The 20,947-nt window shown below is 43.5% G+C and carries 20 protein-coding genes; 10 read left to right on the forward strand and 10 right to left on the reverse strand.

The features are described 5' to 3' along the window. Positions 1 to 53 precede the first annotated feature (53 nt). From IKG78_RS03875 to IKG78_RS03890, 4 genes are all read right to left on the reverse strand, one after another. Positions 54 to 1,628, reverse strand: a complete 1,575-nt coding sequence (locus tag IKG78_RS03875; protein WP_290939597.1) for a diguanylate cyclase — start codon at positions 1,626 to 1,628, stop codon at positions 54 to 56. A 20-nt stretch (positions 1,629 to 1,648) separates the two neighbouring features. Beyond that, positions 1,649 to 1,873 (reverse strand): DUF167 domain-containing protein, encoded by a 225-nt coding sequence (locus tag IKG78_RS03880; RefSeq protein WP_290939600.1) that lies wholly within the window; start codon positions 1,871 to 1,873, stop codon positions 1,649 to 1,651. Positions 1,874 to 1,885: 12 nt separating this feature from the next. Continuing rightward, complete coding sequence (locus IKG78_RS03885; protein WP_290939603.1) at positions 1,886 to 2,395, reverse strand: DivIVA domain-containing protein; 510 nt, start codon at positions 2,393 to 2,395, stop codon at positions 1,886 to 1,888. A 267-nt stretch (positions 2,396 to 2,662) separates the two neighbouring features. After that, entirely contained in the window at positions 2,663 to 3,679 is a 1,017-nt protein-coding gene (locus IKG78_RS03890; protein ID WP_290939606.1) for a WYL domain-containing protein, read from the reverse strand. A gap of 82 nt (positions 3,680 to 3,761) precedes the next feature. Between IKG78_RS03890 and IKG78_RS03895 the strand changes: the two genes are divergently transcribed. Beyond that, a complete protein-coding gene (locus tag IKG78_RS03895) occupies positions 3,762 to 4,283 on the forward strand; it encodes a phospholipase D-like domain-containing protein (protein WP_290939609.1) in 522 nt (173 codons plus the stop codon). A 27-nt stretch (positions 4,284 to 4,310) separates the two neighbouring features. Here the strand turns inward: IKG78_RS03895 and IKG78_RS03900 are convergent, their stop codons facing one another. Beyond that, positions 4,311 to 5,711, reverse strand: a complete 1,401-nt coding sequence (locus tag IKG78_RS03900; RefSeq protein WP_290939612.1) for an ATP-binding protein — start codon at positions 5,709 to 5,711, stop codon at positions 4,311 to 4,313. Positions 5,712 to 6,056: 345 nt separating this feature from the next. Here IKG78_RS03900 and IKG78_RS03905 point away from each other — a divergent pair, with 345 nt between their 5' ends. The 3 genes from IKG78_RS03905 to IKG78_RS03915 all read left to right on the forward strand — a co-directional run bounded on the left by IKG78_RS03905 (position 6,057) and on the right by IKG78_RS03915 (position 9,059). Further along, positions 6,057 to 6,296 (forward strand): hypothetical protein, encoded by a 240-nt coding sequence (locus IKG78_RS03905; RefSeq protein ID WP_290939615.1) that lies wholly within the window; start codon positions 6,057 to 6,059, stop codon positions 6,294 to 6,296. Then, on the forward strand, positions 6,275 to 6,649 hold the full coding sequence (locus tag IKG78_RS03910; protein ID WP_290939618.1) for a hypothetical protein: 375 nt from the start codon (positions 6,275 to 6,277) through the stop codon (positions 6,647 to 6,649). The genes IKG78_RS03905 and IKG78_RS03910 overlap by 22 nt, the downstream gene beginning before the upstream one ends. Positions 6,650 to 7,352: 703 nt before the next feature. Continuing rightward, the gene (locus IKG78_RS03915; RefSeq protein ID WP_290939623.1) at positions 7,353 to 9,059 is read left to right on the forward strand and encodes a DUF3825 domain-containing protein; all 1,707 of its coding nucleotides are present in this window, start codon (positions 7,353 to 7,355) and stop codon (positions 9,057 to 9,059) included. Positions 9,060 to 9,155: 96 nt separating this feature from the next. Here the strand turns inward: IKG78_RS03915 and IKG78_RS03920 are convergent, their stop codons facing one another. Next, on the reverse strand, positions 9,156 to 10,709 hold the full coding sequence (locus tag IKG78_RS03920; protein WP_290939626.1) for a sigma 54-interacting transcriptional regulator: 1,554 nt from the start codon (positions 10,707 to 10,709) through the stop codon (positions 9,156 to 9,158). Positions 10,710 to 10,919: 210 nt separating this feature from the next. Between IKG78_RS03920 and IKG78_RS03925 the strand changes: the two genes are divergently transcribed. The 3 genes from IKG78_RS03925 (at position 10,920) to IKG78_RS03935 (ending at position 12,754) form a co-directional block, all read left to right on the forward strand. Further along, the gene (locus IKG78_RS03925) at positions 10,920 to 11,105 is read left to right on the forward strand and encodes a hypothetical protein (RefSeq protein ID WP_290939629.1); all 186 of its coding nucleotides are present in this window, start codon (positions 10,920 to 10,922) and stop codon (positions 11,103 to 11,105) included. A 343-nt stretch (positions 11,106 to 11,448) separates the two neighbouring features. Then, positions 11,449 to 11,898: a hypothetical protein gene (locus tag IKG78_RS03930; protein ID WP_290939632.1), complete on the forward strand. Its 450-nt coding sequence runs from the start codon at positions 11,449 to 11,451 to the stop codon at positions 11,896 to 11,898. A gap of 652 nt (positions 11,899 to 12,550) precedes the next feature. Further along, entirely contained in the window at positions 12,551 to 12,754 is a 204-nt protein-coding gene (locus tag IKG78_RS03935) for a hypothetical protein (RefSeq protein WP_290939635.1), read from the forward strand. 44 nt (positions 12,755 to 12,798) lie between these two features. Here IKG78_RS03935 and IKG78_RS03940 read toward each other — a convergent pair whose 3' ends face one another. Next, positions 12,799 to 13,701, reverse strand: a complete 903-nt coding sequence (locus IKG78_RS03940) for an Rpn family recombination-promoting nuclease/putative transposase (RefSeq protein WP_290939638.1) — start codon at positions 13,699 to 13,701, stop codon at positions 12,799 to 12,801. 961 nt (positions 13,702 to 14,662) lie between these two features. On the opposite strand from IKG78_RS03940, the gene IKG78_RS03945 reads away from it, so the two are divergent. Continuing rightward, positions 14,663 to 15,154 carry a hypothetical protein gene (locus tag IKG78_RS03945; protein ID WP_290939641.1) on the forward strand — a complete coding sequence of 164 codons (492 nt, stop codon included), beginning with the start codon at positions 14,663 to 14,665 and terminating at the stop codon, positions 15,152 to 15,154. Positions 15,155 to 15,561: 407 nt separating this feature from the next. Here the strand turns inward: IKG78_RS03945 and IKG78_RS03950 are convergent, their stop codons facing one another. Both IKG78_RS03950 and IKG78_RS03955 read right to left on the reverse strand, forming a co-directional pair. After that, positions 15,562 to 16,395: a tRNA threonylcarbamoyladenosine dehydratase gene (locus IKG78_RS03950; RefSeq protein WP_073423751.1), complete on the reverse strand. Its 834-nt coding sequence runs from the start codon at positions 16,393 to 16,395 to the stop codon at positions 15,562 to 15,564. A gap of 25 nt (positions 16,396 to 16,420) precedes the next feature. After that, positions 16,421 to 17,644: a SufS family cysteine desulfurase gene (locus IKG78_RS03955; RefSeq protein ID WP_290939644.1), complete on the reverse strand. Its 1,224-nt coding sequence runs from the start codon at positions 17,642 to 17,644 to the stop codon at positions 16,421 to 16,423. A 290-nt stretch (positions 17,645 to 17,934) separates the two neighbouring features. Here IKG78_RS03955 and IKG78_RS03960 point away from each other — a divergent pair, with 290 nt between their 5' ends. Together IKG78_RS03960 and epmA are read left to right on the forward strand one after the other, a co-directional pair. Further along, the gene (locus tag IKG78_RS03960) at positions 17,935 to 19,311 is read left to right on the forward strand and encodes an FISUMP domain-containing protein (RefSeq protein WP_290939647.1); all 1,377 of its coding nucleotides are present in this window, start codon (positions 17,935 to 17,937) and stop codon (positions 19,309 to 19,311) included. A gap of 2 nt (positions 19,312 to 19,313) precedes the next feature. Then, positions 19,314 to 20,285 carry an EF-P lysine aminoacylase EpmA gene (gene epmA / locus IKG78_RS03965; protein ID WP_290939651.1) on the forward strand — a complete coding sequence of 324 codons (972 nt, stop codon included), beginning with the start codon at positions 19,314 to 19,316 and terminating at the stop codon, positions 20,283 to 20,285. A 117-nt stretch (positions 20,286 to 20,402) separates the two neighbouring features. Here epmA and IKG78_RS03970 read toward each other — a convergent pair whose 3' ends face one another. Continuing rightward, positions 20,403 to 20,804 carry a TlpA disulfide reductase family protein gene (locus IKG78_RS03970; RefSeq protein ID WP_290939654.1) on the reverse strand — a complete coding sequence of 134 codons (402 nt, stop codon included), beginning with the start codon at positions 20,802 to 20,804 and terminating at the stop codon, positions 20,403 to 20,405. Positions 20,805 to 20,947: the final 143 nt, after the last annotated feature.

The following is a 20,947-nucleotide window of genomic DNA, read 5'->3' on the forward strand; positions in this document are numbered from 1 at the left end:
AATCCGGCATGACAGACTTTAATCGGATGTTTTTTATTTATAAGTAGGTCTTGTTAGTTTTTGTTGATTTTAACAGCACGCTTGTTCTTGTACATGCTGTCGTCAGCTTTGGTGAACGTATCTGCGATGGTTGTCTCTTTTGCAACCGAGGCTATTGCAACGCCGCTTGCTATGGAAATTTGTTTCCATGGGAACGCTGCGTTCTTGGTTTGATTCTGACTCTCTCTAAGCCGTTTTAAAAGCTCTTGATAGTTGTTTAAATCTTCACCAAGAAGAATTACGATAAATTCATCACCGCCAACTCTAAATACGGGGCTGTGGGCGAAAATTTGACAAATAAGTTTGCACGAATTGATGAGGTAGGCGTTACCGTTTTCGTGCCCGTACGTGTCGTTGATTTCTTTGAGGTTGTTTGTATCGAGAACGACAATGCCGTACGATGTGACTTCGCCATTGTCTATCTTCATTTGCAAATCCGAGCGGTAGTTGTCGTAGGCCATCTTGTTGCCGATGCCTGTGAGCGAATCGCGGAACGCAAGCCCTTGCATTTGCTTCATGTACTGATTGATGTGGAGCTTGGCTGCTGCAAAACTTTTTGCAAGTTCGCCTATTTCGTTTTTTTTCGAAATGTTGAATTCAACATTCATGTCTCCTGTAATCATCTTCTTGGCTTCTTCTGTGAGCGTTTTCAAGGGCTTTGTGATGCTCCTTGCGAAGAATATCGTGATGGCGGTTGTCAATACAAGAAGAATTAGTATGAACAAAATACATTGCAGAATGAGCTTGTTTCTTTGTGCGTTGAGCTCCGACAAGGGAACGACAGCGACAAGAGTCATTCCGTTGAACAATTCTGTAGATAGACGAATTTGATCTTCGCTTGGCTTAAATGAAAGGCCGACTGGGAATGTGGGGTGGTATGTGACAAGCCCTTCTTTATCTTCGAGATAGGTGTAGCCCGTTTTCAAGATGCGAATCTTGGAAATTAACTTTGTCATCAATTCAAAGTCGATGTCAATGCCGGCAACACCGAGTTCCTTGTTTTCGAGGAACATGGGAACAACGTAAGAAATCATATAGACGTCGATGTTCTTGTTGTAATACGGCGTGAGCCACATGGGCTTCCCGGTTTGGATGGGGAGGTAATACCATCCGACATGCTCGACATCGTTCGGGCTGTATTGCGTAATGTTCGTGGGGAGAACCGATGCGAAAGGTGAATCCGAGTTGTTGTCCTTGACAAGGAATAGGCCTGCATCGGGGGCTGTAATACTGGGATTGAACCTTACGTAGATCGTCTTTACACCCGGAATGTTCGCTATAGTCGATGTGATACGGTCTTTAATATTTGCAATATGGGTTGCAAGATTTTTAGTAAAAAAGTCCGCTGAGTCCAATTTTATTTGTGAAAAAATTCCTGCAACGAGCGCTTGTGTGTATTTCTCATGCTCGACAAAGGATACGTTTAGTTTAGACGCTTCTGCACTTAGCTGGTTTTCTATGCTTTGTATAGACGTGCGCTGCGTTATACGGCTGATGAACAGCGCACTGATGGTGCCAAGTGTAAGCGTGCCCAAAAGCGTGCACGACAGTGATAGAATTAAAATTTTTGACTGGATTGAAAATTTCATAATCTATCCTATCGAGGTTTCTATATCCCCTGAATCTCGATGACTTTTTTGTTGTTGGTGGAACCCATGACGACCGAGACGTCGCGTTTGTGTACATGGAAGTGTTCTGCGACAAGTTCGCAAATCGCTTCGTTTGCTGCCCCATCTACCGGCGGGGCTTTGACTTCGATCTTGAAGCTTCCGTCGGGTTGTGGCGTGATGCTTTCGCGTTTGCTGCGTGCATGTACTTTGACGTTTATTCTCATGAGACGTGTGGGCTAGGTGAGTATGTAGCCGTCGTTTTGCGGCACGACTGGTTGCTCAAAATCCTTTTGCTGGTCGGCTTCCATGGCGGAGAGCAGTTCGCTTTGACTGCGGATGAGGGCGCGGCAGCGGATAAAATAGTTCGTGCGAAGCTGGCGGAGCTGCTCGATTTCGGTGCGGAGGTTTTCACTTTCGCGCTTGATGCTTTCGACTTCGCGCATGGCACGTGCTTTCGCTTCGGCGATGATGATTTCGGCTTCCTTTTCGGCGGAGGCCTTGACTTCGTTAATAGTGCGCTGCATGGTGACCACCGCGTCCTGGATGGTCTTTTCGATTTGGCGGTAGTAGTTCACGCGTTCTTCGGCGACTTTTAAGCGTTCTATCAAGTTCGTGCGGTCGCGGAACATGTTTTCGAATGCGGTCGCCGTCGTTTCCAAAAATGCCTTTACTTCTTCCGGGTCGTATCCGTTGAAGCTTTTCTTGTTGAACGTCTGGTTTCTAATGTCAAGCGGAGTCAGTTCCATAAAATCTTACCTTTATTGTATAAATGAAAGATACAAAAAACATACCGCATTTGTAGAATGACTTTCGCGAAGGCCCACAAAATGGAATATTCATTTTATAGCAAACTCAAGAGACGAGTGCTGCAACCATGGTCATTCTCGACCGAAGGCGATAGGACAACCTCAAAAGGCGAGCATTGCAACCATGGTCATTCTCGACCGAAGGGAGGGAATCCATACGCTTTTCATCTGGCTTAGTCATCCTCGGAGCGAAGCGTAGGGGATCCATTATTTCTCGTACTTATTTACGATGGATTTCGCTGTTTCCAGTATCATCTGCTTCAGCTTTTTCGGTTGTTCGACCGTCGCGATGTTCCCATAGTACATAATCCACTGCTTGAGCAGTTCGTTCACCTCGACCTTCATCGTCACGCGTATCTCGTCGCCCGGCGCATCTTCCATCTTCATGGAGCGGTGGTACGGACGTTCCTTCAAAAAGTTCTTGGCGTATTTCGGGAAGTAAATGACAACCTTTTCTTCTTGCGGATTCTGGTCGCCCAAAAGCAGCGCCCCCGTGCGGATTCGCTTGCGCAACGATTCGACCACCTTGGGGTCTTCTTCAAAAGTCTCCTTCAGCAATTTCACTGACTCTATGCGTTGCAATTTTAACGCGTAAGTTTTGTCGGGGTGGTGCCGCGAAACGCAACCGATATAAATGTCTCCATGACTTATCGCGACCATTAACGGAATGCGAGGTTGAGTGGATACCGTTCCCCAATTGTCTGTATATGTTATTTGTACCTTCTGCTTCTTGCGAATCGCATTAAGGATAGTCGGCATGTTCTTGCTCACGTTTTCATCGTAATTGGGCGGAGTTCCCATAAAGAGAATGCGACCGTTCAATTCTTTTGAATAGCTTTTCAGAACATCTTGTTGCTTTGCGGGCAAGTCCTGTGTGATTCTCTTGGTGAGATCTTCGATAAGGCTTGATGTTGCCGGGTACAAGTTCGCGATGCGCTGCAAAAAGACAAAATGCAAAACCATATCGCCAAAATCCGGGAATACGAGTTTGTTTGCACGTTCAAGTGCCACCTGGTAATAAGTCTTGCCGCTATCAATAATACGTTGGATATAGCCGCCTTCGAGATTTACCAACGCCTGCATGTCGCGTTGCACGTTCCGCAAATCGCTTTCGGGAATATCCAAATGATGCATGATGTCCGTAACGCTATAACGATTGTTGTAATGTGCCATCAGATACACTAAAATTCGCACCATGCGTTCGCCACGACCAGAACTTTCCATAAAACCTCGCTTCTGCTTTCCTAATCAATATAAATAAATCACGCGACACCTATTGTCGCCTGACAATACTATATTTCTTTCTATGCCGACCTTCACCAAGTACATCCAAAACGAAGAACACTATTCCGAAGTCATTTCCCGTATCGCGACAGTCCGCGAAACGCTCTGGATTGGCACCGCTGACATCAAGGACGTATATGTGAAGCAGAACGGCGAATCAATCCCGCTGCTCGGACAACTCGCAGGACTCCTCAAGCGCGGTGTGGGCGTGCGGCTCATTCATGCAAAAGAACCCGGCCCGAACTTCCGCGAAGATTTCGACCGCTATAAGATTCTCGCGACCGACCTCGAACGCGTCATGTGCCCGCGAGTGCATTTCAAGATGATAATTTTCGACCTCGAAACCGCCTACATCGGCTCTGCAAACTTGACCGGAGCTGGCATCGGCATGAAAAGCTCCCTCCGTCGCAACTTCGAAGCGGGAATCCTCACGAACGATCCGCAAATCGTTGAACCCGCCATCGAGCATTTCGACACGCTCTGGATGGGCGCCCACTGCGAAAAATGCGGCCGCCAGGAATTCTGCGGAGATAGGATAAAGTAAAAAATTGCAAATGAGCAATAGACTACTTTATTCTACAATTTCATCAAGAGTGATGTTGCGTTGGATTAGCCTTGATGAATAAGGACTTTGTTTCATCGGGCTTGTTGTTACTAAAATATTCATGATGCTTTGCCTCTTTTTCAGTTTTGACTGTAAACAAAGCATTTTATTTTCTAGGCTTGCTGCATCTTTTTTATCTAGAGAATAAGCTAAATCTGTATATTTCATTTCAAATAAGTTTACGACCCTATCGCCACGCTCTATGACCATATCTATTTGTGCTTCGGGTGAATAAAAACTATATGTCTTGGTGCTGATTCCGCTGATTCCAAGAATTGACTTTATTTTTTCTGCATGGGCGATACAGAAACGTTCAAAGCTAAGACCACACCAAGTTTTGTATGTGCTTGAATTCTGCAAGTGCATCCAAGTGTCTTTGTCGTAATCTTTTCCCTTTTCTAAAAAACTGAAATAGAATAAACTATAAAAATCAATGAGTTGGTATAAGTATGTTACTTTACCCAAAGCTTTGTACTTTCGGATGAATCCGCACTGTTCCAGTTCGGTAAGCTTGCGCGTGATGCCGCCGCCATCGCTAACTTTTAGTTGAGAAATGATTTCGTCTCGCGTAAATCCGACTTTTTTACGTGAAAGAATTTCAATGATGGCTGTGTATTCTTCACTATGTAAGAAAAGAGATGCGTAAAGGCTTTTGAATTCCCCATCCAAAAGTGCTGTTTCAGAAAAAAACAAAGCATCCAAATTTTGTGCAAAACTTAATTTAGAGGACAATAGGTTCAAATAATACGGAATTCCCCCTAAAGCCATGTAGCATTCCGAAATAGTTCTATTGTCCCAATAGATATTTTTCGATTCAAGAAAAGCTTTTGTTTCTGTAACATCAAAAGGATTGAGTTTTAGCTTATATGTGATTCGATTGTGAAGCCCACCATGGTTTTCTACTATTTTTTTGACCATCCACGATGCGGCTGAACCGCACACAATTAACTTGATGTTTTTTGTTGCTGATGCGTAACTGTTCCAAAAATGTTCGAGAGCCGATAAAAATTTTGAATCTTTTGAATCCATCCAAGGTAGTTCATCTAAGAAAATTATTTTTTTAGGAGCATCCAAATTTTGCAAGTAATTTCGTAATTGCTCGAATGCATCGAACCAGCTTTCGGGTTTTGGAATATTGCTGTTGCCAGAGGCCAGTACAAGTGATGAACTGAAATTTTGCAGTTGCTCAGAAAGGCTAACTCCGTTCATGCCGGTCATGTAAAACGCAAACTTGTTTTTGAAGGCTTCTCGAATCAAATACGTTTTGCCGACTCGGCGGCGTCCGTAAACCATAATGAATTCGGCCTGTTCCGAATCTAGCAGACGCAGCAATTCCGATTGCTCGTTTTTTCTTCCGACTAAAGCCATACGTACCTCGTTTTTGGCGGTTTTTGATAAAAATAATCAAATTCCGCCAAAAATGCAATCTATTTTTGGCGGAATGTTACTAAAATGATTAAATTCCGCCAAAAATGGGACGGAATCGAAGTCGTGAGGAATCGGGAAAAGCTGTTTTATGTTCTATAACGCTCTAAATGTGCTAAAAAAAGTGAGATTTAGAGAATTATAAGCACTTTTTTGCGGGATAACTCTCTAAATGTGCGATTTTACCTTTTTTCTTGTTAGCCGGTTGTCGAGTGCTGGCTAAACATTATAATGTTAAATTTCTACGGCATATTTGTAAATTTGCCGTAGTTTTGTTATATTGTGGATATGGTGAAATACGATGGAAAAGAAGTAAAGATTCCAGAAGGAATGCTCGTTCGCGAAAACATGAGTGCTTACCAATATCATCAAATCTTGCAAAAGGTGAAGTCCGGCGAAATGTGTCGGTTGCGTCCGGGTGTATTTGCAGAAGCCGATGTTCTTGCTGATGTAATGATTGATATTGATGCTCTTGTGCCCGGCGGCGTGCTGTGCATGTATTCCGCTTGGGAACATTATGTGAATTGACGACGCAAATACCAAACGCCTTCTGTATTGCCATTCCTCGCAAGCGAAAGGTCGTCTTGCCGGAATTTCCTCCAGTCACGCTGTATTTTTGGTCGGATCATTTGCTGAATTTCGGTATTGAAAACGCCTCCGTCCATGGTCACAATGTTCGCGTCACCGATTTGGAACGCTCCGTGTGCGATGCTATAAAATATCGTAACAAAATCGGCCTTGATGTTTGTGCCGAAATTCTCAAGACGTATTTGCGGAACCCAAAACGCAACATTCCTAAGCTGTTGGAATATGCTAAAAAGTTGCGTGTTGCCGCAACCTTGGAAAAGTATTTGGAAATAGGGCTATCTTCTGGCTTTTGATGATGTAATGAAGTTGATTCGTGAAAGACTGCAAAAACATAGGGCTGAAAATCTGTTTGTTTACAAGTCCCTAACTAAAATGAGTCTAACTTTGTCATCATAATCGCATGCGGCTTCCAAAGCATGTACAGATATATTCCAAGACATGTATTTTCTCCTTGGCTCTCAAGAGCGTCTATAAGATGAACTTTCTTGATCTACCTTATCGTAATTGAGGGTGCAAGGGGTCGGACTTTTTGGAAAAATCCAAGGCAATCCTGATTTTTGTGTTCCACCCTGTAAAAATTTGATTATATTTTTTTTAAAAAAGAGGTTTTTATAAGATAATCGCGTTTTTGACATAAGTTTGAGCTTTGCAGAAGCTCGGCATGCTCGGTCATATAAATCCAAGCAAGCTTGGTTTCTGCGACTCTCACAATTTGAGCTTTGCTCTTGGCTTTCAATCGAAATCGGCAAAATTTTTGAAAGAAACCGAAAGCAAAAATTAGATATGCTTGTACAAGAAATGTAAAATCCTTATAATTAAGAAACTCTAAATTATTTAATTCCCCAAAGCGAGAGTGTGTGGCGATTTCAAAAGAATTGTGAATCCTTAATAATCAGGAAGAGAGATTCTGCGTCTGTTTTAGGACTACTTCGACGGTCTAAAACCTTCATAATATTTCTATATTGAATAAAATGATATTATCATAAGGAGCTGTGAATGATAAAAAAAATAATAACCGCCCTAGCTGCTATAACGAGTGTTGTACACGTTGTTCTGAAAAAAAATAAAAAAGTTGAACATGCGGGAGTTTCTACTTTAGACACTCAAAAAGAAATCGATGCTGACGCAAAAAAATCTTCTTCCACGGACAAAGTTGTAGAAAAAGCAAATGTTCAAAAAAAATGTGCCAATAACATGAACTCAAAAACGAGAGCTGAGGTTGACAATTCTAAAACAAAGGAGAATGTGATTAATAGCGAACCTACTTTAAATGCTTCTCAAAAAACTGAATTGGGTGATAAAATATTAAAAATCATTGCTGGTATTAGTTCGGCCGGATCATGGTGCCAATTCACGAATGTTGCAACAAATCTTAGTGCAAACGGTATTTCTTATAAGGACTTTGGGTTTCCGAAATTAAGTCTTTTTTTGAATGAGTTTGCTGATTATTTCGATTTCAGACAAACGCCAAGTCCAAAGGAAGGTGCCGCACCAAACTCTGAACTCAGAATAAAAGCACACTTTGTACAGCTGATTCAGAATAGCAATAGTTCTTCTTTCTCTGCGAATTCAATCAATGCGGATGAAAATCACTCCTATGCGGGCTTGCATCCCCAAAAACAGAAAAATTTGCAAATTTCGATGTCAGACTTTATTCATCCTCGTGTTGAAAAAAAAATCACGCCAATGAAAAGCGCGGCAAGTTTTTTATTTGGAAAAGAAGGTTCTGCAACAGAAAAATTAATGGCGTTTGCTATCTTTCCTAATTCGAACAATGATGGCTTTTTTGGTAATATAGAGAAACTTTCACAAATTGCTCTTGAAGAAACTTGGGGATTTGGCGATGATGCCGGTCATAAGTATCCCATATTGAAAAGTTATTTTATATATACTTTTGAGCGTCTTGTTTATGAAGATGAAAAGAACAAATACAATCCTAATTGGAAAACAAAAATCCGCTTATCAAATGACGGAAAATACGCTTTGTTTAATACAGGGCTAGTTGACCAGTATTTTGAACCCATATTCGCACTATTTTTAAAAAATAAAATTTCAGGAATAACATCTGAATGGGTTTTCTTAGATTTCCCCAATAGTAAAGACAACTCTATGGGAACTGTATATAAGTATTTTGGAAAAGACCGCGATCTCCCTGAGCCAGCAAATTATTTGGAACATAATAATAATTCTGAATTGATATACAATCTTGATTACCCCATTAGTAAATCCAATAATTGGGAACACATCATCGCTGAAAATTGTGATCGTTTACCAGTAGAATTGCTAAAGAATAGCGGTTTGCCATTTGACTTTAGCCGATTCGTGGATACTTCTATCAATAAAGAGCGGCGCCACGAGGAATTGATGGAAGTCCTCAAGAATTCCCCAGAAAGTTGTCGGAGAATTAAATTTGCTATAGAAAATGCAATAGGACTTGCGTTAAAGAGGGTTCGTTGGAACTTTAAAACGGCCATTCCTATTTATTATCCAAGGTTCCACAAAATCTGCCTTTTGTTGCCGTTATGTCTGTGTGACGAAAAAAAAGCGGATGCGGCCCTTGTTTTGGATTCCGTAAATGGGATTTACATTCAAAGGACCATTTTTACCCTCAAAATGGCGTATAACGACGCTAGATTAATTACAAGACCCGATAGTGACTGGTTGGAAACAAGTAAAATTGATCCAACTCAAGAAGAAAATTGAACAACATTCGGGCGATTTGAAGATTGATTAATCTTCAAATCAGTGCTGTTTTGATGTCGAGCATCTGCTGCCGGGTATAGTCCTACCATGGATTGGTTAATGGTGTTGATTTCTAAGGGTCTTGGCATTGCAGCCCAATTCGCGGGCTGCGTTTTCTTTTGACCCATACTTTTTTATGGCCCATCCAGTGAAGCTTTTCTTGAATTTTTTGACAGCTTCGTCGTAGGAAATGTTATGGAACTCAGGAAAATTGCAGACATCAAATTCTTTTTGAGTGAAACTCACATTAATCGGGTTTTCTTCTAGCATTTCTTTGACATTGTCTAACGTCAATGCTTTACTTGGTTTGTAATCTGCAAATTCTATTTCATGTTTTATTTCTTCAAAATCTTTTTTTTCATACCACGCGTTCCAATAAAGGGCTAACTTTCTTAGAGATCTAAAATTCCCAGGCAATCCTGATTTTACCAAAAAATCCTCTATATCCTTGTTCCAAGGGGCTTCCTCCGGTACCAAAGAATCTTCCTTTCTTGCGATTTTCCATTGTTTTGCCCAGTCGTTGTGCAAATCTTCAGGACAGTTTCTCAATGGCGGTATAAAAATAGGGAGATAACTAATTCTGTCATAAAAATCTGGATACAGAACTTTTCTTAATTCTTCATCCGGTAAATTAGAAGCGAAGACAAGCAAAACATTTCCTGCATGCTTTTGTTCGACACCTCCTATTTTTAAATACGGATGATCCTCCTTTTCTATGGTGTTTAGCAATTTTCGTTGGACAATTCTAGGCATATCTTGTATTTCGTCTAAAAAAAGAATGCCACCGTCAGCTTCTTCGATCAATCCTTTTTTGTCATTGATTGCTCCTGTAAAAGCTCCTTTGACATGTCCAAATAATTCATCCTCCGCAAGGCGTGAGTCGTCGGCGAGTACGCTGCAAACTAAAGAAATGACCTTATTTGGTTTTATGTTTTTTTGAGTGGCTAAAAGATTTTCTACGGCATATGTTTTTCCGACTCCTCGTTCACCCCTCAAAAAAAGCGGCACGCTGGGGCTCCACATTTGAGCGAATGCGTCTAAAGCAATTTGCATCTTTTTTCTTGCGGGAGATTTTGCTGTGCCTGGGTCTAATGGCTCCTGAGAATGAAGTTGTTCTTCTCTTTCTCTGACTAATTTCAAAAAAGAAGGTGCTTCAAAATCAACTTTTCGAATGTCTTGTTCTTCTTTAGGAATGCATGGTTCTTGCAGACTAGGCTTTTCTTTTTGTGCTGAATAGAATTGTGCTCGTCCTCTAAAGAAATCAACCATTTTCAGGACAATCCATATCGTGCTCATTGCGGGAGTTCCGCTGGAAATGTTTACGCAGGTGAAACCTATTTCGGGAAGATGCGGTTCTAAAGCTTGTTGAACCTTTTCAAGTAATTCCGAATGGCTTGTTGGATCGTTTATTTTTATGGGGATTTCTATTATTTTCTTGCCGAAGTGGTTCTTTACTTTTTTAAGTTTGGCTTGTTCTGCTTTTCCTTCTGTAAAGAGATAGTAAATCTTATTAATCTCTTCATTTTGTTTTTTTTCTAACGCGTAGATTACGTTTTCCAGAAATTCTGGGTCTCGAGCCTTGGCCATCCAGGTCACTAAGTTCTTTTTCATTTTTTTCTCTCTCTCTATACACTATACACTACTATTTGGAATTTTTTTTCTTAAAATAGGAAAATATTTTCTAATTGATAAAGAGTGCTTGTCGGAAATTAATTCTGGAATGAATAAAAAATGCTTTTTTTGGCGAAATATCGTTTTTTCGCGTTTTGGCACGCATTTTGCTTTATGTAGGGCGGATTAACGCTCAACAGGGAGGCTAAAATGATTAATCCAAAGATCAACTCTGTAAACGATTTCGATGATGAAAACGAGGAAGATTCTTTTGCAGGGAGTGCTGATGATTGGGGCTATGGTCCTGACGATTATGAGGAAACTATGGGACTCAAAGAGGATCCCGACTGGGAGGAAAGCTTCGATTTTGACGATTTTGGCGAAGCTGATGATTAGAATGCTTGAGAAAACTATATTGTACTTTTGGGGCCGCAAAGCGGTCTGCCATTCTTCTTTGTTTTAGGTGAATGTCGGCTTCTTCCAATGGGACGCCGACGTTATTAGCATTTCTGTCTTTGACAAAATCGCAGTTGATACTTCATCTGAACCAAGTCTTACTTAGAAAAAAGGCGAGAATCTTGCAAAACATTAAGAAAAAAACTATAATAGGAATGAGGATCGTCCTACTAACTGATTGATTCTATTGACAATCTGGCGTTTCTACAGCTTTTGACTAAAACATTCTATCCAATAAGATTAAGACTTTTGATACAAATTAATTTTTTTAAGAAGCCTCTTTATGAAGAGAGTTTTAGATAAAAGCATTGGTAAATGCTGGCTTCTGATGGATGCTGAGGAAGTAATGAACGCATGGCCTCAGGACAAGAAAAACTGCAAAAAATTGTTGGGTATGGCTAATAAAAAGTTGACTGCATGCAAAAAGCAATTGTTTTGGGGAATGTATGATGATGATAAGATTTTATTTTTATACATGTGCCTGAGATTAAAGTCCCAAAAATGGTTTAAGCAAGATTTGTCTTGCCCCAACGGAACATGGCAACTTTGTTTAAAATTGTGGAAAAACGGACCGTTTTTAAAAAAAGATATTCCTCAAAAATTTCAAAAAGTAATAAAAAACATTGGTTTCCCCTTAAGTATTGCGAATAATTGTGCTCTACTAAAAAACTACAACGATCCTAACGATGCTGTTGATGACGTAAAAAAGATTATGGAAGGAATAAAATCCTAAGATTGTACGAAAAAATGATTTTGGCGTTTTTTGGAAAAACGTAAATGAGGCTCCTTGATGAGGGAACCTCTCTTATTTATTCGTTACTTATCTTGTTGCATTCTGCACATTCTTCGGGGGTTGTGTCAAAAACGTTTTTTATTAGCGACGCAAATGATTTGAACTCTTTTTTCGTTTCGAACAGTTTTAGGTAATTTACTCCCATAGCGTAGGCCATTTTTGGAACGTCATTTGTGTTTTTGATGAGAGAATCTATGTGATAAGGGCATGACTTTATTGCGTGAGTTTTGAGAAGAATATGTATGATAGCGGTATAGTATTCATCGTTTAACGGATGCATGTTGGATCTCCTATTGAATTTTTTCCCTTCAGAATTTGAGAATTTCTCAATTCTAGGGATGATCATTTATAAGGGTGCCAACGATCGTTTAGGTCCGTTTTGCTATTATGATAGAAATAAATGGTTAAAAAGAGGTCGCTTCGCTCAATTATTTCTTGCGTCCGGCAGATGGCCGCCAGAGTATCGAAGATTTGTGGAATTCTTATGGCGGCAAGGATTTAGACCGAGAATATGCTATCAAGAATTTTATTCGAGTGCTCGAAATATTGAAGCCAGATTTGATTGTTTTCCTGAGCTCAAAAGCATGTGCCTGTGCCGAGGGCGAAGATTTTCCCGAAGTATTTCGGCGGCAATTTTTGGGATTGGACGAAATCTCATGGGATTGAGGATTACATTTACACGATGCATCCGTCAAGCCCGCATTGGAACAAACCAATGCCTGCTAAGTACGGCAAGGCAAACGGTCTCACATCTTGCGAATTTTTCTGCAAATGGCTCAAGGAAAAGTGGGTGTAAGAACCCCCTGAAATAAGTTCAGGGGAAAGTTTCGCTGAAAAAAATTATGCTTTTTTCTTCCAGGAACGGATTTCTTCTTCTGGAACGCCTGTTATAATGGAAATTTTTTCAACAGGATCTCCATAATCAAGCATCTTACGGGCTAATTCTCGATTGCGTTCAGCAAGCTTGGCTTCAAGTTCTTCTTCTTCAACTTCGGCGATAGACTTGTAGCCATAAACTTCACTGCATTTTTTGAAATCCATTTTGAACTGCTCCTTTGCCTCGTCTTTAAACCAGTACTTCAAATATACATAAGTTTGAGCGAGAAAGTCCTCTGCCTCGCTTTTGGGAAGTGATTTGAGTCCGGCGATTGCTGGCTTAAGATATTTTTTGAGTTTGTCGCCTGAAAAGACGTATTTCAACGCAACTAGTGCAAGTGCAATCTTAGGCGAAATTTTCGAGATTTCGTCATCGCTGAAAATATCGCTGACGTCCACTACTTCCAAAATAAACGGGAGTCCGATTTTGTGGTAATATTCAGGGTAATTTGGAAACATAACTTGTTTCTCGATTTTCCATGAGTCCTGCCCGTTGTACAGAACGATAGCGATTGTCGGAATGTTTTTCTGGTTCCTGACCATGATTTCGTACCAGTATCGGACAAGTTGGGGGATGATCGAGTAGTCGGGATAGCTCTTGTGTTCTTCAAGGATGCCGACAAGAAGTTCAGCTTGCTTGTGCTCATCACATTCTACTTTTACGGTAAATGCCAAGTCGCTGTATCCGAAAGAAACGGTGTCGCTGTATGCGCCGGGAATTTCTTGCAAAGTATCTAGATTCACGGTTGCGAGGAATTGCGCGAGATTTGAATTTTTGCGTGCGGCGAGTCGCAACAGTTCGGCTGTGCGAGCGGGATCTTTGAGCACTGAACGAACGTATGGGTCGTGTGTAAATTTATTTGCCATTATAGTCTCCATTTAAAGTTTAGGAGGCTAAAATACACTCAGAATTTTTCGAAAAGTATAATGTTGTAAATTTTGCAACCAACGGTTATCAAAAATCGTTATTTTGCAATCAAATGTTTGCATCAGATTTCGAAAAAAATGTACATGTTGTAAAATGTGACCCTAGCCTAATAGCCACAGATTTGTATTTGCTTTTCTCTCAAGTGCTTAGGATGTATAGAGACGACATTAATTGTCGTGCCTTGGTATTAGATTAAGAAAAAAAACGAGGATTTAGAAATGAATAAGAAAAGGGTTCCGCTGACTCCTGTAGTGCTTTTCAAGCTTATTTTTGTTTTTGTTGCTATGGCGATAATTTGGTATTACGCACAGATGTTGGTATATGTGGAAGTGATACTTATTTTGATGAGGCTGAACGGTAGCTTTTAATGCATAACCCTTGAAATGGCCTCAGGCATCCGAAAAAAAATCGGATGCTTTTTCTTTTTTCAAAACTAGGAGGCTAAATGAGTCAAGGTAAAATGCGGTCGCGTGACCACGACGGATTCCCATGGATTACGATGTTTTCAGTTGGATCCTGGCGACGTCGATGCCTAGAATTGCAAATTGGAACGTTAAAATGTATATTAGGAGGAAAATTATGGCCTTAGCAATTAGCAATATCCCGATTTTGACGGATGCGGTGGCGGAATCTTTCGTGAAAAAAAGCGGAAGAGGCTGAACGTAACCGCGGATCCATTGACTTTACTCGGCAACATTCCGAGTGGAGCGGGTTTGATATGCGCAACGCTGCACGAATTGCTAAACTGAGGGCTGAAGGAAAATGGCCTTTTTAGAATCTGATTGCATTCGCACGGCTCTGTAGAATTCCCTACTTCAAAAACTTTTTAAAATCGTGAGCGACATTAATTGTCGTCCGCTGATTCTACATTCTTGATAGTCTCAAAAAAAACGAGGATTTATGACTATCAAGGAATTTCTAAAAGCAAAAGACCTGTTTTGCATTGTGCAAGGCAAAGAACTTCGTGAGAGAATTGTTGCCGCTCTCGGTAATTGCCCCATGTGGGAGGATGTCAACGTGTTCAAGGATGAGGCTGGCGAAGAATGGGATGATTTCGCCGCTACGGAACATTGCCTGCTACTTGTGAATAGTTGCAAAAAGGATTCTCCGTGTGTTCTTCTTTACTGCGATGTGGCAGAATATCGTTGCGATGACTCGGAATCTCCTGTAACGGTCGCCAAACTCCGCGAGTTTTTTAGCTGCTTCACGTGTTTTGAATGGGAATCGTCTTCTTGGATTTCAAAACAACCTGAATTTTACTCTGAAAGAATAGTTACAGTTTATCCCAACGGTGTCGTGGAATACTCCGCAAAAGAAACGAACGAGGTGCCGAAACACTTCATGCTGATTCCACAACGCATTTGGGATGAAAATAACTTTTCTTGCCGCTAACCCACGCTTTAAGGGAATGTCTGGAACGAGAATTTGAACATGTTGCTTTTATAATGTGCTTGTACTATATTTAGTAGTTGTATAAAATTTGAGGCATATATGGCGACATCTATATTGCAAATACGTGTTGACGACAAGTTGAAAGATGAAGTCTCCAGCTTGTTTGAAAGTCTGGGAATGGATATTCCTACGGCTGTCCGCATTTTTTTAAACGTGCGGTCATTGAACGGGGGCTTCCATTTAATGTGTCAGAACGTCCTACGGTGAATGAGTCATCTGGACTTATGACTGCATTACGTGCTCTCAATGAAGAAGCTTTGAAAAACGGCACTGCAGGTATGAGCGAAGAAAAAATCGAAGCTGAAATTAAGTCCGCGAGGGCTGAGAGACGGTAGAATTTTTTCCTATCACTCAGCTTGCGTTAGCGCTTTCTGATAAATGTCGTTCATCACAAGACCTGCAATCATAAAGCCGAAAATGGCCGTGGCATGTGCCATGGTGCCGTTGATTTGAGCCTTGCTGCTACACCATTCGTGATCGACAAGTTCGGCGTTCTTGAGTTCCGCTTCGCTGCGTTCTTGGCGGACTTTAGGACACATGCAGGCGGCGGTTCCGCAAGAAGAATTTTGACCGCGGTTTTTTAAGAGTTCGTCGCTATAAACGCAAAGTACTTTTTTCTTGAGCCACAATTTTTTTCGCTTGAACTTGTCGCGAAGTGCGCGTGCGAGCGGGCAACCTGTAACTTTCCAGAATTCGGCGACCTTGATTCGCGTGGGGTCCATCTTGAGGGCTGCTCCCATCGACGAGAATACGGTTGCCTTGGTGTGCGTGGCGTGCCAAAGCAACTGCATCTTGTTTTCGAGGCTGTCGATAGCGTCGATGATGTAATCGAATGTGTCTAGCTGGAACTTGTCCGTATTCGCTTCTTCGTAGATGTCCTGCAGTGCGACGATGTTTGCGTGCGGATTGATTTCTAACAAGCGGTTTTTAAGCACTTCGACTTTGACTTGGCCCACGGTTTTGGTGGTGGCCATCAGCTGGCGGTTTACGTTGGTGACGCACACGCGGTCAGAATCGACGAGCACGAGTTCCTTGATGCCGGAACGCACCAGGCTTTCGGCACACCAGCTGCCGACTCCGCCGAGTCCAAAAATGATGACGCGTTTTTGGTAGATACAGTCCATAACATCGTCTCCGAGAAGGAGCGATGTGCGGTTGAAAATGCCTTTTTCAATTCCCATGAGAATCCTGCAAAACTGGCGGAATTTAGGCGAACAAACGGACGACTCTTTTGATGCCTGCAACAAAGCGGTCGATGTCGCGTTCAAGCGTGTACACGCCAAAGCTCAAACGGAGCGTGGCATCGACGCCAAAGCGGTCCATCACCGGTTGCGCACAATGGTGTCCGCTACGCACGGCGACGTTTTCTTCGTCGAGAATCATGGCTGCATCACCGACGGCAATCCCGTCCAATGTAATGCTGATGAGCGCACCGCGTTCCTTCGGGTTGCCGAGGACTTTCACTTGCGGGATTTCGGCGAGCTGCTTCAGTGCGTATTGCGTAATTTGTTCTTCGTGCTTGCGGATGTTGTCGAGACCCACGTTGTTCAGCCATTCGATGGCTTTCCCGAGGCCGATGACTTCGGCAATGGCGGGCGTGCCTGCTTCAAAGCGTGCTGGAACGTCGGCGTAAGTTGTCTTTTCGAACGTGACGTTCTTGATCATTTCGCCACCGCCGTGCCAGGGTGGCATGCTGTCGAGCACTTCGTACTTGCCGTAAAGAACTCCGATGCCGGTCGGGCCGTACATTTTGTGGCCGCTGAACGCGAGAAAATCGCAGTCGAGTTTTTGCACGTCAATCTTGATGTGGCTAGAACTTTGGGCGGCGTCAATCAAAATCTTTGCTTGCGGGGCGAGCTTGCGCACCGTAGCGATGATTTCTGCAATGGGGTTCACGGTGCCGACGGAGTTGCTCACGTGGGCGACTGCGACCATCTTGGTGCGTGGCGTGAGGAGTCCGGGGAGTGCTGCCAAGTCCAAATCTCCGCTGTCCAAAACGGGGATGACCTCGATTTTGGCACCTTTCATTTCGGCGACGAGTTGCCAGCTCACGATATTGGCGTGGTGTTCCAGGCCGCTGATGACAATTTCATCGCCGGCTTCAAAGAACTTGCGTCCGTAGCTCCAGGCGACGAGATTGATGCTTTCGGTGGTGCCGCGCGTAAAGACGATTTCGTCTTCGGATTTTGCGTTGATGAACTTCGCAACGTCTTTGCGGGTCTTTTCAAAGGCTTCGGTGGTGCGTGCGCTCAGGCGGTAAACCCCGCGCTTCACAGAGCTGTAGTGCTCGCGGTAAAAGTCGTCCATCGCATCGATGACGATTGCTGGCTTCTGGGTTGTGGCGGTGCTGTCCAAAAAGGCGAGTGGCTTTACTTCTTTGTCGCCTGCGACCAACATCGGGAATTCATTGCGTAAAACTTCTGCGTTCATGATCCCAAAGATAGAAATCCTCTATAGCCGGAGTCAAATTCAAGTAAAATATTATTAGGGTTCAAGATTTTTTTTGATTATTCATTAGGGATTGGTTATAATTCGTAATATATTTAAACTATTCATAGAGTCATCCCGACTTAGGAATGTCATTCTGACTTAGGAATTGTCATTTTGATATTGGAACTGTCATCCTGAGCGAAAGCGATATACGAAACTAGTCAACTTGTTGACTTAGTTGAGTTAGGTTCGAAGGAGCAGGATCCAGTTAAGTTTTAAAAGAGGTTTAGATGAAGAATCTTTTTATAGCAAGTTTGATTTGTTCTGCAATTTTGGCGCAGGGTGGTTTCGCTCAAGAGGCCCTCCGCAAGGCTGTCGATTCCAACAACTGGAAAAAAGTGAAAAAGATGGTCAAGGCGGGCGAAATCGAAGAAATTTATTGCGGCAAGATGTCGGCGAAAAACGCAACGGATATTTACGGTAAGCATTTCAAGCAAATGCCGGACGAAGCGTTTGCGGCATGCCCGTCCCAGTTCGCGTACGGTTTTGGTTCGAAGGTCTGCTCGATGGCGAACGCCGCGAATGCCTGCTCGGGTGTCATCAAGTATTTGCTCGCCGATGGCGAAAAAGGGAGTGCTAAGGCTCTCAAGACGCTTGACGATGTGGCAAAATCGGCGACCAAGACAAAAGCATTTGCAAAGCCCTCTCTTGTGAGTGTCGATACGACGGTTTGGAAACCGTGCCCCAAGAAGGGTGCTGCACGAACAAAGTGCATTGCCCAATGCAAAATTGATGCGAATTCTTTGCTCGCGATTGACCACGATGTGAACTGCAAGAAAAATCCTGAACAGATGGTCGATAAGACGATTAAGGTTTATAAGCCGTCGCCAGTTTTCGCAAGCCTGCGCGATGGGCTTTCCTCTGGTTTTTGGAAAGCTCCGATGTCTGTTGCCGGGACGTATGCCGCTCTCGCTGGCAAGTACGCCAAGGTGCTCTCGATTCCTGATACCGCTGTGACAGGTCTCCATTACGTAAAAACTTGGGCCGCTAAGCATAAGGGTTCTTCGCTACCAGGCGGCCAGCTGTTCCGTTTCTGCACGGCGTGGAAGGGCAAAGTCGATCCGATTCTTTCCGAAGAGGGTTTCAGCACTCGCTGCCCGGTGTTCAAGAATTTTGTCGATAAGCGTGACAAACAAGTTTACAAGGTCAAGGAAATCGGCGGTGTGGATTGGTTCGTCGAAAACTTGAACTTCAACGATCCGGATGGCTCGATGTGCTATGACCGCGACGACGCAAACTGCAAGACGTTCGGTCGCCTCTACACTCAAGAGGCCGCGAAAAAAGCTTGTCCGGACGGCTACCATCTCGCAACGGATGCCGATTGGAAAAAGCTAGAAGAACACGCCGGTGGCGCACGCGAAGCTGCCCTCAAGCTCAAGAGCAACGGCAGCGACGATTACGCATTCACAGCAATGTTCGGTGGCTATGCAAACAAGAGTGGCGTCTGCACGACGATGGGCGAGGGTGCTTACTTCTGGACTGCCGATGCCGATACGGATGGTCGCGGCAAGGCTCGCACAATGTTCAGCTCCGACAAGGATGTCGGCTCAATTACGGTGGATCCGAGTTTCTATCTTGCGGTCCGTTGTGTAGCCGGAGCCAATTAGCAATGGATAGTTTAGATTTGGGCGCGTTTGCACCCACTTGTACGCGAGAAACTTGGGTCAAGCGTCAGGCGCTGATGACCAAAGTCCGTGATTTCTTTGTTCGTCGTAACGCGCTCGAAGTCGAGACGCCTGTGCTTTCTGCATACGGCGGAACGGATCCGCAGCTTGATTACTTTGAAATAGAAGACCCGAAGCGGTTCATGATGACGAGCCCTGAATTTCACATGAAGCGTTTGCTTGCCGCAAAGTTCGGCGACATTTTCCAGATTACAAAGTCGTTCCGCAAAGATGAATTCGGCGGACATCACAACAATGAGTTTTCGATGGTGGAATGGTACCGCGTCGGCATGCCTCAAGACAAACTCATGGACGAAGTCGAAGACCTCGTGAGCGAGATTATTGGGACTAAATTAAACGCACGCCGCACCCGCTGGATTGACGCGTTCAAGAATTACGCTGGCGTAAATCCGTTCTGCGAAAAGCTCACGGACTTTGCGGATGCCTGCCGCACTCGCGAAATTCCCGTGCCTGAAAAAAGCGAGACGCTTTCTCGCGAAGACTGGTGGGATTACCTCATGGTGTTCCTAGTGGAACCTGCTCTTGCAAGCAACGGCCCCGAGTTCATCTTGGATTATCCGCCATCGCAAGCCGCACTCGCACAAACTTACGTTGATGCAGACGGCTACACGTGGGCACGCCGCTTCGAGCTGTTCGTAAATCAAGTGGAACTTTGCAATGGCTATACGGAACTCACGGATGCAGTGGAGCAACGTCGCCGTTTCAATGCGGACTTGGACATCCGTCGTGCAATGAACAAGCCTCTGCCTCCGCTGGACGAACGCTTTCTCGCGGCACTAGAATCGGGGATGCCCGCTTGTTCCGGCGTGGCTCTCGGGCTCGACCGCCTGTTCATGCTCGCCCTCGGCAAAGAAGAAATCGCTGACGTGATTCTCTTCCCAAGCCCGATAGCGTGAATAGGTGTTAGGCTTTAGGGATTAGGTTTTAGGTGAATAATCATGGCTTCGCCATCTTATAATAACATGCGAAGCATGTGACACTATTCCTAATACCTACAACCTGTAACCTAAAACCTATTTCCCTAGCAGTCTCTTTAATTCGTGCCTTACTCTGTGTTCGTCTAGCATCCCGACATCGACGTGCTGTATCTTGTCGTCCTTATCGACCACGTAGCTTACGGGGAGTACGCCTGGGTTACCAAGAGCCATAATTGCGTCGTAGTTCCAGTGCAGCATCGTCCACGGGATGCTTAGGCTCTTCTTGAACTTGCGTGCGACCTTCTTGGAGTCGTCTTCGTCAATCATTAAAATCTTGAGACCTTTCGGTCCGAATTCTTCGTGGAGTTCTTTGAGGGTGGGGAGTTCTGCCCTGCATGCCGGACACCAGGATGCCGTAAGCACGATAAGCGTTGCCGTCCCCTTCTCGCTCATGTAGTCCGATTTGCCTCCCGTCACGTTATCGGCCGTAAAGTTCACGACCGTCTCTGGGAAGTTCCTGCTTTGGGGGGATTGCGAACCAATCGCGTAAAAAACAAGCGCAATAAAAAGAATTGCCCCTACACAAGCTACGATTTTATAAGTGGATGAATGCATTATGTAAAGAATTTATGAAATTTTCG

The sequence above is a fragment of the Fibrobacter sp. genome (assembly GCF_017545445.1).
In the GTDB taxonomy this organism is placed as follows: domain Bacteria; phylum Fibrobacterota; class Fibrobacteria; order Fibrobacterales; family Fibrobacteraceae; genus Fibrobacter.